The 13,728-nt window shown below is 41.3% G+C and carries 5 protein-coding genes and 3 tRNA genes; 1 reads left to right on the plus strand and 7 read right to left on the minus strand.

From position 1 onward, the window contains the following. Nucleotides 1-55: 55 nt before the first annotated feature. The 3 genes from E4S40_RS17085 to E4S40_RS08665 form a co-directional block, all read right to left on the minus strand. A tRNA-OTHER gene (locus tag E4S40_RS17085) sits at nt 56-113 on the minus strand. Between the two features lie 263 nt (nt 114-376). Further along, a tRNA-Asp gene (locus E4S40_RS08660) sits at nt 377-450 on the minus strand. Between the two features lie 84 nt (nt 451-534). After that, nucleotides 535-608: transfer RNA gene (locus E4S40_RS08665), tRNA-Asp, on the minus strand. A 268-nt stretch (nt 609-876) separates the two neighbouring features. On the opposite strand from E4S40_RS08665, the gene ggt reads away from it, so the two are divergent. After that, on the plus strand, nt 877-2,571 hold the full coding sequence (ggt, locus tag E4S40_RS08670) for a gamma-glutamyltransferase (RefSeq protein ID WP_135073114.1): 1,695 nt from the start codon (nt 877-879) through the stop codon (nt 2,569-2,571). Between the two features lie 38 nt (nt 2,572-2,609). Here the strand turns inward: ggt and galE are convergent, their stop codons facing one another. From galE to E4S40_RS08690, 4 genes are all read right to left on the minus strand, one after another. Then, nucleotides 2,610-3,623 (minus strand): UDP-glucose 4-epimerase GalE, encoded by a 1,014-nt coding sequence (galE, locus tag E4S40_RS08675; protein ID WP_135073116.1) that lies wholly within the window; start codon nt 3,621-3,623, stop codon nt 2,610-2,612. A 61-nt stretch (nt 3,624-3,684) separates the two neighbouring features. Beyond that, complete coding sequence (locus tag E4S40_RS08680) at nt 3,685-6,807, minus strand: PKD domain-containing protein (protein WP_135073118.1); 3,123 nt, start codon at nt 6,805-6,807, stop codon at nt 3,685-3,687. 31 nt (nt 6,808-6,838) lie between these two features. Next, entirely contained in the window at nt 6,839-10,396 is a 3,558-nt protein-coding gene (locus E4S40_RS08685; RefSeq protein WP_161971786.1) for a PKD domain-containing protein, read from the minus strand. 166 nt (nt 10,397-10,562) lie between these two features. Further along, a complete protein-coding gene (locus tag E4S40_RS08690) occupies nt 10,563-13,700 on the minus strand; it encodes a PKD domain-containing protein (protein ID WP_135073122.1) in 3,138 nt (1,045 codons plus the stop codon). Nucleotides 13,701-13,728 lie beyond the last annotated feature (28 nt).

Below are 13,728 nucleotides of genomic sequence, written 5' to 3' on the forward strand. Positions count from 1 at the left end.
CTTAAAACAAAAAAGCCTCAGATTTCTCTGAGGATTTCCGGAATCCCGAACCGTCGGGAGGACTCGAACCCGCGACCTTCCCGATGAATCGGGACATTCTAACCAGCTGAACCCCTTGAAATTAATCCCCTGAAATAAGTATTCTGAAAGCAGGTTTCAAACAATTTGCCTTAAAACAAAAAAGCCTCAGATTCCTCTGAGGCTTTGCGGAATCCCAAACCGTCGGGAGGACTCTAACCCGCGACCTTCCCGATGAATCGGGACATTCTAACCAGCTGAAGCTCTCGAAATAAATCCCCTGAAATAAGTATTCTGGAAACAGGTTTCAAACAATTTGCCTTAAAACAAAAAAGCCTCAGATTCCTCTGAGGCTTTGCGGAACGGACGGGACTCGAACCCGCGACCTCCTGCGTGACAGGCAGGCATTCTAACCAGCTGAACTACCGCTCCTAATGACTTAAATAAAGGTGAATAAACAACTTTCTGTTTATCTTCAAAAACTCCACCCTTAATGGCAGAGTGACAAGAAATATGCGGAACGGACGGGACTCGAACCCGCGACCTCCTGCGTGACAGGCAGGCATTCTAACCAGCTGAACTACCGCTCCTTTTTTATTTTAAGACCAAGTTCCTTACGCCCTTGGTTTAAAGTGATGCAAATGTATTGTTTTGCTTTCTTTTTGCAAAAACTGCAAGTGAAAATTTCTTCAGGAAATTTGTATTTCATTCTTATTCAGGAAAATAATTTTTTTCAACACTTCTCCAGAATCCTTTAGATTTTCAAATTTCCATTCGGCGAAGGAATTAATCCATTCACGAAAGTCTATTTGTATTCCAAGCTTTCAAACTCTAAAATGCCGTCAAAATTCACCTAACATGAAAAATCATATTCTATTAATCTTTTGCTTATTCATTTCAATCGCTTCATCCGCTCAAGATAGAGTGACTGGGAAAAATTTTGCCACGCGATCCGAAATCCTAGCCCAAAATGGTATGGCTGCTACAAGCCAACCCCTAGCTACACAAGCTGCTTTGGATATTTTGAAAAAAGGAGGAAGTGCCGTAGATGCGGCTATTGCAGCTAATGCGATGTTGGGTCTTGTGGAACCTCATGCTTGTGGAATTGGAGGAGATGTATTTGCGATAGTTTGGAGCGCAAAAGAAAAGAAGCTATATGGTTTGAACGGAAGTGGTAGAGCACCTGAAAATCTAACCATGGATGTTTTTAAAGAAAAAGGCCTTCAGTATGTTCCTTTCCTTGGTCCTCTTCCGGTTTCCGTTCCTGGAGCAGTTGATGGTTGGTTTGAGCTGCATGAAAAATTCGGAAAGCTTTCCATGCAGGAAATCTTGCAGCCAGCAATCGATTATGGGAAAAATGGTTTCCCTGTCTCAGAGGTAATTGCCTGGCAAATGAATGATGACTGGCCAAGAATGCAGGATCTTCCTGGCTTCAAAAAAACTTACATGCCAAATGGAAAAACCACCCCTCAAAAAGGTGATGTATTTAAAAATCCTGACTTAGCCAGAACCTATGAATTAATTGCTCAAGGTGGAAGAAAGGCATTTTACGAAGGTGAAATTGCACAGACCATTGATCAGTTTATGAAAGAGCATGGCGGTTATTTGAGTTATGAGGACCTGAAAAACCATAGCTCAGAGTGGGTGGAACCAGTTAGCACCAACTATAGAGGCTATGATGTATGGGAGCTTCCACCTAATGGTCAAGGAATTGCGGCACTTCAAATGCTCAATATTTTGGAAGGATTTGATTTGAAATCCATGGGCTTTGGTAGTGCAGAGTATCTTCATGTCCTTACTGAGGCCAAGAAGCTTGCTTATGAAGATCGTGCTAAATATTATGCTGACCCTGCTTTCAATGAAATCCCAGTAGATTATTTGATTTCAAAAGAATATGCTGCTGAGCGACGAAAACTTATAGATATGAACAAGGCCGCACGGGAATATCCGGCTGGAGAAATTGAAAAGGGAAACACCACCTATTTGACAGTTGCCGATTCAGAAGGAAATATGGTCTCATTTATCCAAAGCATTTATGATGAATTTGGATCAGGAATGGTTCCTGATGGACTTGGATTTGTCCTTCAAAATCGAGGACAAATGTTCAATGTCCAAGATGAAAATCACTGGAATTCCTTGGCAAGAGGGAAACGGCCTTTCCATACTATTATCCCCGCCTTCGTGACCAAGGATGGAGAACCGTTTATGAGTTTTGGACTGATGGGAGGCGCTGTACAACCTCAAGGTCATACTCAAATTCTAGTAAACATTATTGACTTTGGAATGAATATTCAAGAGGCTGGTGATGCTCCTAGAATGAGACATACCGGTTCATCCCAACCTACTGGTTCAAGGATGACATCAGGCGGCTCACTTAATCTTGAAAGTGGATTTTCTTATGAAGTCATTCGAAAACTGGAAGAATTGGGACATCGAGTGGAATTTAGCGTAGGCCCCTATGGAGGCTATCAGGCCATAAAATATGATCCAATAAGAAAAGTCTATTACGGCGCTTCAGAATCCCGAAAGGACGGACAAGCTGCAGGATATTAATCAATAAAGCCCTTTGATTAATTTCAAAGGGCTTTCATTTATTCATTCAATTTTTTCTCCCAATTCCAACTATCACGAAGAGAGTCTGCCAGTGAATTTTTAGGATACCAACCCAAGACTTGATTGATCTTAGTGGTATCAGCCCAAATTTTTACTACATCTCCTGGTCTTCTAGGACCGATTTCATAGTTCAATTTGAGGTCATTCACCTCCTCAAAAGTATGAATGACTTCCAGCACGGTATTTCCGTTTCCGGTCCCCACATTAAAAACATCATAAAAGTTGGTATTCTTATTTTCTAAGAAGGATAAGGCTTTCACATGGGCATCTGCTAAGTCCATTACATGAATGAAATCTCTAACACAGGATCCATCTGGTGTGTAATAATCATCTCCAAAAACAGTCAGTTTTTCTCTAATCCCAGCGGCTGTTTGAGTAACAAAAGGAACCAAATTATTCGGAACACCACTCGGCAGTTCCCCAATTTTCCCGCTAGGGTGAGCTCCAATCGGGTTAAAATACCGAAGAGAAATAATCTTTAAATCAGACTTACTTTTGATTAAATCCACCAAAATATCCTCGCAAACTTTTTTGGTGTTTCCATAAGGACTTTCAGCTTCTTTTCGAGGTGTATCTTCAGTTACAGGCAAAGTGTCAGGTTGTCCATAAACTGTGCAAGAGGAAGAAAAAACCAAATCAAGAATAGAATGAGCCTCCATAAATTCCAGTAAAGCGACTAGGGATCCCACATTATTTTTATAGTATTTCAATGGTTTTTGAGTACTCTCTCCTACCGCTTTGAAAGCTGCGAAATGAATAACTCCGGACAACTTATGGTCTTTAGCGATTTGATCCAAAAGAGAACGATCGGCACAATCACCCAAATAAAAAGGGATTTTCATTCCGGTAATTTCCTCTAGCCTTTCCAAAACCTTTTCTTGAGAATTGGACAAGTCGTCAATAATGATGGGTCGGTAACCTGCCTTGATTAATTCAACTGCCGTATGGGAACCGATATACCCTGCCCCTCCAGTAATCAAAATGTTTTTCATGAATCACAAAAATTTTGCACAAAACTATCAAAGTATTTTTCAGAACCTTGAAAAAGTAAATTTAATCTATCAGTGTAAATGCACCAGTCAATTGATCATTTTGGATCCCAGTATCCAAAGAATACTGATAGCGAAGCAAATAGGTGTAAACTCCAGTTGGCATGGATTCTCCTTTAAATAAACCATTCCATCCCTCCGAACCAGAAAAAATCATTTGACCCCAACGATCAAAAACAAACAATTCGTAGGAAATGCTACAATTCGAAATCGGCTGATAAGGACCATCTGATGGAAGAAATCCATTTGGCATTCTTACTGATGGCCTAGCTTCTGAAACTCTACCTGCCCCACTTACTTTACAGCCATTTGCATCCGTGATGCTAACTTCATATATGCCTGAGGATAAATTGGTCAGTAAATCTCCAGTAAATCCATTTTCCCACAGAATTTGATAGGGAGGTGTTCCTCCCTGAATCAAAACTCGAATTGAACCGTCAATTCCTCCTGGACATCCTGGCGTTATTTCCTCAAATTCAATTTCCAAAGTTGCCGGTGCATCCATTTGGCCACTGTAGGTAATCCCACAATCATTCTGGTCAGCCACAAATAGCTCATAATCACCCAATCCTATCCCAAAAACTGTCAAAAACTCCCCATCCCAATCCGTATCATATCCAGGAACTTGGAAAGGAGGCGATCCTCCCTGTACCTCTAAAACAATTTCTCCATCATTATTTTCATTGCATGAAGGCTGAACTATTGACTCGGAAACAATAGAAATTGGCTCTGGGTCTGTAATTATAAAATTTAAAGTTTGCTGACCACAGCCCAACAAATCCGTTACGGTAACTTCATAATTCCCGGGAGATAAACCTGTAGCAATCGCTTCGTCTAAGTTTGGATCATGACTCCAGGAAAAACTAAATTCACCCGAACCTCCTTGAACATCCAAGGCAATTTTTCCATCGGCATTCCCAGAACATGAAGGAGATATCAATTCACCTTCTTTTGCATCTAACACAGGGAAAAAGCCGATTTCCAAAACCTCAGAGGTTCCAAAACAAGAACCTCCACCCGGTATTCTTTCTTCATAAAATACGCTTCTTACAGGTGCATTTAGGTCCCAATTCACCTCCACCAATTCCCCCTCATTAGAACTGACAAAATCTCCCCCCACTACATACCATTGGTATTCTTTTCCAGATTGAGGAAATGGAATAGAATAGGTAAAAGGTCCAGTGTCAGTACCACAAATTCCCAATTGGCCTTCCGGTTTTTCAGGAGAAAAATCATCCTCCAGAGCTACAAAAATTTCCAATACAGGTCCCAAGCATCCATTTTCGGCAACTGGAATAGCCCTCACCAAGGCATCTGGATTTGCTGCTCCCCAGTCTACCAAAATTTCAAAATCATTCACCTCAGAATAAATTCCTCCACTCACTTCCCAAATCACCTCAGAAACCCCCTCCATATTTTCAAGGCGGTAAGGAATCCCACCACTATCAGGACAAAGCGAACTTGGCCCTTCCAATTCAGCTTCGACTACCGTTACATCAATCTCAAAACTAAACTTTGTTTCGCTATCACAAGATCCTTCTCCTGTAGACGCAAAAACTAGCACTTCATATGAACCTGAAGAGGTGTAGGTGTGACTGACGGATTTTCCATCCTTTAGCTCAGAGCCATCACCAAAATCCCAAGTAAAATCCTTAAATCGAGAATCATCCGGGAATATTTCCCAAGTCCCTTCTTGGTTGAGGCATGCCACTTTTTCCCCAACCACATCAAAATCGTACGTAGTCTCAGTCTCATATTGGACATTTTCCAAACTAGCCCCTACAGCGAAACCGTAGGATTCGATGGAACCTGAACCATAAACATAGGCGATAAAACCCTCTGGATTGGAAAGAGTATTGACCCCAAAAGGAACTTTAATTCTTGCATATGAAAAGCCAGTAGCTAAAGCGGGCTGAAATTGACCACCAACATTAACTCTATTCAATAGCGTTTCACCCTCCGAACCGCTTGGCACTAATATGGTCAAAAAATGCTCTATGCTCTGATTAAATGATCCAATCAGCTTTCCGGTAGAAAAAGTTATGTTCTTTAACCGTTGGGAATTTGGGCTCAATAAAAACAAGCTTGGATCCCCAAGGGGAGCAACTCCAAATTCATTACAAGCCCCACTTTTTGCTATTACTGCAACGCTACTTGGCTTGGATGTTTCGATTAAAGCCAGTTCATTTTTCCCAAATTCAAAACGGACATATTCCCGGGCATCCAAGGTCGCTCTGACCGTACCGTTTATTCGAACTTCTGTTCCGTCCTGAGAAGCCAAAACCTTAATGATTTCCCCTGATGTCCGACCAGCTAATGGAACATGTATGTATTCTTTATCCCAACTTTCTAACGGATAGGCTTGCTGAAAAATATGATCTCCACTCGTACCACAATCACCAGCACTACTAGTCTTATTCCCACCAAATACAGCCAATAATTTACAGGAATCGGCAGATGGATTGAGCACCCTAACTCTTGAGCCTGTTAAATCTCCATTTGCCTTTATTTGGTAGCTTTCACCCGCATCTAAGGTGAATTGGATTGGTGCTCCTGCGGGAATAGTATTGACAGTAGGAGCTGCAGGAATTACTTCCACCTGAGTGTCATTTTCAGTCGCAACAACCAAAAGCGTACTTTCAAAATTCTGGTTACTTCCTGGTTCCTGACCTGGCCCGAAGGTATCATAATGGGCCATCACCAGATATTCTGTACTTAAAGCAGAGGTAGGCAAAATCACCGTCCCATCCGTGCTGTATTCCCTGCCATTAATAGCGTGAACTGTCAAATCACCTGAAGAGGTAATCCGAAAAGGCTTATAGTCAACTCGGCCGCTTTCCCGATGAATTACTCCTTCATTGTCTCCATCAAATTCCCGCATCAGCTGTTCACCTGGTTCCAAAGTAAAAGGAATCGACTGTTTTGGTGTCTGAATCGTGCCGGCCGCTTTTTCTACAGCAGTGATAATCACCACAACCCGATCGGGCTGAGTATTGCGTCGGTTATTATCCATGAACCCTATGTAAAAATCCCTTCCGATGGTACTGATTTGGGCTTGGACAAAAAATGAATCCAACAAAAATGCTTTGATGAAAAAAAGTACAGAAACCCACAGCCGCCAATTCATGGATATACTCCTAATTTGTACAAATTGAAATTTACCTGATTAGGACGAAAACACCTGATTTTTTTTCATTTTCTAGCTGATCACCTAATCTAAATTGGTAACTGATTTGATATGTATATGTTCCTGTGGGTGCTTCTTTTCCATTAATCAATCCATCCCAGCCTTCAGAACCATTGTAGATTACTTTTCCCCAACGGTCAAAAACAGTTAAAGAATATTCTAAAGTACAGTTGGAAACAGGGTAATAAAGACCATCTGTTGGCAAGTAACCAGTTGGCATTCTCACCTGAGGCTGAGTTTCTGGAATTCTACCGTAGGCTCTTACTTGGCAACCATTTCCATCAGTAACAGTAACCTCATAATCCCCAGATGGCATTTCACTGATAAAATTATTAGTGAAAGCTTCTTGACTGGAACGACTTATTCCTGCAATTCCTTCACCCAAACTCCAAGAATAAGTGTAGGGGCCAACTCCACCTTCCACCTCAACGGCGAGTCTTCCAAAATTTCCACCAGGACAACTTTCACTCACCTCTGAAAACCTTACTTGCAAAGCCTGTGGACCGGGAATTTCACCTTCAATTGGAATTGAACATCCTTTGGAATCCTCAATAAATAGCTTGAAACTTCCTTGCGACAAGCCCTTTACAGAAATAACTTGACCATCAGAGGTGAATTCAAATCCCGGGACAATGTATGGTGGCTCCCCACCAGAAATATTGGCAACAAACCCACCATCTGATGATTCATTGCAGGTAGTCGGTAGAAGCTTTAATTCTTCCACCAATTTTAATGGTTGCGGATCTGTTAATGAAACAGTGAATTCTCCAAAACCACAGCTATTTATATCGTAAACAGTTACTCGATACTCACCTGAAGGAATATTTTCCAATTGTGAACTATTAGTATCAGGGTATCCTTCCCACTCAAAAATATATTCACCAGATCCTCCTTCAATTTCAATATTCAATTTACCATCAGATGAACCGGGACAAGAAGGAGTTGTCTCGATTACTTCATTAATCTCAATTGGATTGCTCAACTCAATTTCAAGACGTTCTGAAACAGCAGGGCATTGACTGGCATCAACAGGATCAATCAAATATCCAATCCATCTTTCTGACTCATCAGAACTCCAAATCACATTTACAGTCTCTCCTTCGGAAGAACCAATGATTTCACCTCCATTGATCACCCAAGAAATGCTTCCTTCAATAGTTTGTTGAGGAATAGAATAAGTCATTTCCATGAACTCGGGTCCGCATAAAAACCGATTTCCTTCAGGAGCATCCACAACTTCAGATTCTTTCACAGTAACATTGAAGGAAATTAAAGTACCAGGACAGCCATTCTCATGATATGGAATCAAAGAGAATCCCATATTCTCTACCTCTGCCACCCATCTAATTACGACTTCATTTCCGCTTTGGCCATCTATCTCTCCACCTTTAATATCTATCCAATCCAAGGAAGAATATGGAGTTGTTGAGGTAAAAGTGTAGGTTATTTCTGTTCCAATACATATTTCTTTTGCTCCTGCGATTTCAGGATTGCTAAATGGAACCTCGGCAACTTCACTAACTTCTAACTTGTCCGAAACTTTCCCACAAGCCTGGCCTTCCTCTAAAACTGAGAAATAGATTGATTTTTCTTCAGCACCTTTTTCCCACTGGACAAAAACAGTTGACTCAGACTGACCTGAGATGATTTCTCCACCGACAACAAACCACTCAATTTCAAAAGATCCCTGTTGGAAATCAGCAGGAAGATTATAGGCAAACTCATCATTACCAGTTATGCAGACAGAAACTTCCCCATCAGGAATAGCATCAATGGATTGCTCACCAAATGTTACAGGAAAAAATAACGGTTCGCTTTCACATCCTTCAGGAGAAAATCCGACTACCTGAATCCCAGCTCCTTCAATATTTTCTTGCCATTCAATGGTGACAGAACTATCATCTTCATCGATAATAACCCCACCAATTACCTCCAGCCAATCTAGCTTTTCCAAATTTGAGGATGTCCCCAATTCGTAGGTTTCTTCTGAACCCGGGCAAACTTGCTCCGCACCCAAGATTTCAAACTCAACCTCCTTCACCACTACCTCGAATTCGAATTCATTTTCAACGGGACAACCTACAACACCATTTGAGGCACTTACCTTTACCAAAAAAGTCCCCGGTTCCTCAAAGGAGTGATTTACAACTTTGCCGCTAACTGGCGAAGTTCCATCCCCAAAATCCCAAATAAACTGAGTGTATTGGGGATTATTTGCTGAGACTTCCCAAATAGCATCCTGACCTAAACAAGCGAGATGCTCATCATCAAACCCAAAATCACTTTCGATTTTAAATTCAGTATCCTCAAAATTTGCTCCAGCGGAGAATCCGTAAGAACTCTTGTTTCCATAACCATAAGCATAGGCGATTAATCCATCTGGATTAGAAAGCGAGTTAACTCCCCCACCTACAGCAACTCTGGCAAAACTAAATTCTGGATTGCCAGGTACTTGAGAAAATTCAGAACTGATGTTTTTCCCATTTAGTAGAGTTTTATCAATTGAAGCGGTGGACACAATGATATTGACATAATGCCGTACAAACCCAAAGGACTGAAGGGAATTAAATACAATCGACTTGATTCTATGATTATTCGGATTGTAGGTGATCATACTTGGATCACCCAAGGTAGCAACAGCGGCAGCATCACAATCAGAGCTTTTCGCTATAGCTGTTACACTGATTGGATTAGAACCTTCAATAAACTTTGTTTCGGTAGCGTTAAAATCAAAAACATGAAATTGGCCTGCATTCAGGGTCAATTCTAGTTGTCCATTGACCCTGACCTGAGTTCCATTTTCTGCCGCAAGTACTTTAACCAAGTCACCCGAGGTTCTGTCTAGCAATGGAATATGTATAAAGGATTTCCCCCAAGCAAAAAGTGGATAGGTTTGTTGAAATAAATGATCAGCTGTACTTCCGCAGGTTCCTGCTTGGGTCATTTTATTTCCTCCAAAAACAGCAACCTTTTTACACTCATTTCCTTCAGCATCTAAAACACGAACCCTTGAACCTGTAAGATCTCCAAAAGCTTTTAACTGGAAACTTTGGCGGGAATTCAGAACAATTTCAAAAGGTACTCCAGCAGGATTGCCATTTACTGTGGTTTTCGTAGGAGTAATTTCGACTCTAGTTTGATCTTCTACTGCAACAATCAGAAGGGTACTTTCGAAATTATTTTCTCCCAGATTTACATCTGTGTAATGGGCAGTAACAAGGTATTCTTGTCCCAAAGTTTTTACCGGTAGAATTACAGAAGCATCAGAACTTGTACTTCTAATATTAAACGCATGAACCGAGATTTCTCCAGAAGAAGAAATTACGATACCCTTTTCCCGAATTACACCGGATCCTCGATGGAGAACATCAAAGTCGGAAGATAGGATTTCGTGGGTAAAAACATCATTAGGACCAATCGAAAAATTAACTGTTTGGCCAAGATATTGGATAGAACCAATAGCCTCTTCTCTAGCAGTAATAGTAATAACTGCCTTATCAATATTATTCTCCTTCAGGTTGTTTTCCATCAACCCGAAATAGAATTCCCTACCAAACGTGCTTAACTGAGCATATACGTTTCCACTCAGCAAAAACAAAATACACACGAAAAAGACAAAAAATAGTCTTTTTGAGTGTACCATTTACAAGTCCAACATTTTGATCAATTTGGGTAATTGAGCTGATTCTGAATATTTATCTTATAAGAGCAAAAGCCCCCGATTTGTTTTCTACTTGGAACTGATCATTGATCGAAAAGGAATACTGAATTCGGTATGTATAAGTTCCAGACGGAGCATCTACCCCAGAAATCATGCCATCCCAACCTTCATTTCCGGAATAAATAATTTGTCCCCATCTGTCAAAAATCCAGATTTCCATATTCAATTCACAATTGGAAACTGCCTGAAAAAGATCCTTATCTCTTTCAGGGTAAAATCCAGTTGGCATTCGAACCTCAGGTGCCGCCTCTATCACCTCTCCTTCACCCAAACTTACACATCCAGAAGCGTCCCTCACCGAAACAGCGTAAGTCCCTTTAGGAACTCCAACAAGTTGATTTCCTGCAGTGGAATTGAACTCCCAAGTATACACAAAAGGATTAATACCCCCAGCTGGGAAAGCAAACAATTCCCCGTTACTTCCGCCCGGACAAGCTGGCTTTTCGAGCCTAACATCTACCTCTAATGCTGGAGGAGAAGTGATTTCAAAGGAAACAGGAATAAAACAGCCATTGGAGTCCATCACCGTCCAATCGTAAATTCCCTGAGATAAATCATTCAATTGAATTGAAGTGGAAAAAGATTGCGGGCCATTGTATTCAAACGAATAAGGTGGAATTCCTCCTGTGACCTGTAATGTTACAATTCCATCAGGTTTTCCATAGCAGGAAACGGCTTGCGGAATTACATCCACCAGTTCCAAAGGAGCGGGCTCAATTACCTCTAGGTTTTCCAAAATTTGTTCACAGCCCAATTGATCAATAACCTTCACTGAATAAACTCCGGCAGTTAAGCCATCAGCTCGTTTTTCCTGAAGGTTGGAATCATGTGACCATTCAAATTGAAAAGGAGGAACTCCTCCTAAAATACTTAGTTCGACACCTCCACTTCCTTCTCCCGAACATCCTATAGGGATGATTTCTTGGATAGAAACCAAAAACTCCTCTTTTACAGAAACTAGAATCGGATCTGAAGTCCCTTCACATTGCGCATCTACCAAACTAGTAGCCGTATAAAATACTTCCCCAGTGATTCCAGGCTGATCCCAACTAACCTCCACTTCTGGACTCCCCTGACCTGAAAGAATCTCTCCTCCAACGACGGTCCATTCATATTTCCTGCCATCTGTACCCCCAGGAATGGAATAAAAATGTGAAACCGAAGGGTCAAAACAAACTTCTTCGGTTCCCTCTGGAAGTTCAGCAACAATTCTTTGATTCACAGTAACAGGGAGGGATATCGGTTCCCCAGGACAACCATTTAAATTGTATGGAACCGCCGTAAGGGAAGCATTATCATTTGCAGCGCCCCATCGAACCACAGTAGATAAATCATCAATCTGAATCAGCTCTCCACCTTCCACTTCAAATTCCACTCGACTTACATTTTCCAAATTCTCTAGGGTATAGAGAAGCTCTTCAACTTCAGGACAAGCAGAAGAGGAGCCGATAATTTCTGCAGATGATTCAAGTACATTGACCATAAAGGTCACTTCCTCTTGTTGATCACAGGAATTTGGGCTTAATGCTGCCAATACACTTACTTCAAATTCCCCTGCTTGAGAGAATGTATGACTTACTTCTTTCCCTTCTTGTAGAGGACTCCCATCTCCAAAATCCCAAACAAAATAGGTGAAATCAGGATTTTCAGGATTAATCATCCAATCTCCAGGCTGATTTAAACAAGCCACATTCTCCCCATCCACTTCAAATTCATAGCTAGCCTCTGTCTCAAAATTTAAATTATCCAAGGCTGCTCCTGCTGCATATCCATAGGATTCTAATTCCCCAAAACCATAGGCATAAGCAGCAAAGCCATCTGGATTACTAAGTCGATGAACTCCTTGGGAAATATTTATTCGCGCATACATGAAACTAGGATCCCCAGGCAAAGGAAAAAAACGTCCACCGACATTGCTACCATCCAACACCGTCCCGTTTTGAGTTCCAGTTTTCACAACGATATTGACATAGTGATTTACAATGGAAGGCAAATTCAAGGAAACAAAAGTCAATTGCTTCAAAAATTGCTCACTTGGACTGTAAGTAATCATAAATGGGTCCCCAGTCAAAGCTTCCGGTGAATTGGGCTGATTACATTCCTGACTTTTAGAAAAAACGGTAACTGACGACGGCTTACTCGTTTCGATTTTTCCATGCTCATTGATCCCAAATTCAATCGGAATCCACTCTCCACGATTGATAATTCCCTCCAAAGCCCCATTCACTCTCACCTCGGTTCCATCTTCGGAAGCTAAAACCTTAACCAATTCACCTGAAGTTCTACCAGACATTGCTACATGGACGAAGGAGTTCCCCCAAGTATTTACTGGATAGGCTTGCTGGAATAAATGGTCATTCGCAGCCCCGCAGTTTCCTACCGAAGTCCACTTATTTCCTCCAAAAACCGCAATTTTTTTACACTCGCTTGCATCAGCCCCGATCACTCGGACACGTGATCCAGTCAAGTCAGCTTTCGCTTTCAGTTGATAACTTTGACCTCTATTCAATCTGATTGTATAAGGCACTCCCGCTTGACCTCCTCCTATGGTAGTAGCTTTTGTAGTGATTTCAATTTCTGTATCATCTTCGGTAGCAATTACCAATAGCGTACTTTCATCATTGATATTGCCGTTGTAAGTATTATTGGTAGTAAGTGTCTCAAAATGGGAGGTGATGTAATAATCTGTCCCCAAAGCCGAAACCGGCAATATCACGGTTCCATCTGCGCTTCGAAATCGCTCATTATATGCGTGAACGGCAATTTTTCCCGTACTGGAAATGTAGACACCTTTATTTTCTGTCGCTCCAGAACTACGATGTAATAAATCTAAATCCTCAGAAGGCACTCGCAGCGTATATTGTTGACCAGCACCGAGACTAAAGCTTGCCGTCTGACCTCTGTATTCGATTGTACCTTGAGCATCTTCATTGGCTGTCACAATGATATTGGCATAATCAGGTGCTCCTTGCCCTCCATTATTGGGTGGAATTCTATTATTATCCATAAATCCAACCCAAAACTCAGTACCTACAGTAGATACTTGAGCATGAACTGTGATCGATAGAAAAACCAGGAAAAACGTCAGGCAAATCAGGTAAAATCTCCTCATCCAACTACATTTCAAAATTTTGCTTTTA

It is taken from the genome of Algoriphagus kandeliae (assembly GCF_004571135.1).
Taxonomy (GTDB): domain Bacteria; phylum Bacteroidota; class Bacteroidia; order Cytophagales; family Cyclobacteriaceae; genus Algoriphagus; species Algoriphagus kandeliae.

Excerpts from the sequence above, each read along its gene's own strand:
- galE (WP_135073116.1), bottom strand. The coding sequence starts at position 3,623 with ATGAAAAACATTTTGATTACTGGAGGGGCAGGGTATATCGGTTCCCAT.
- ggt (WP_135073114.1), top strand. The coding sequence starts at position 877 with ATGAAAAATCATATTCTATTAATCTTTTGCTTATTCATTTCAATCGCT.
- E4S40_RS08690 (WP_135073122.1), bottom strand. The coding sequence starts at position 13,700 with ATGAGGAGATTTTACCTGATTTGCCTGACGTTTTTCCTGGTTTTTCTA.
- E4S40_RS08685 (WP_161971786.1), bottom strand. The coding sequence starts at position 10,396 with ATGGAAAACAACCTGAAGGAGAATAATATTGATAAGGCAGTTATTACT.
- E4S40_RS08680 (WP_135073118.1), bottom strand. The coding sequence starts at position 6,807 with ATGAATTGGCGGCTGTGGGTTTCTGTACTTTTTTTCATCAAAGCATTT.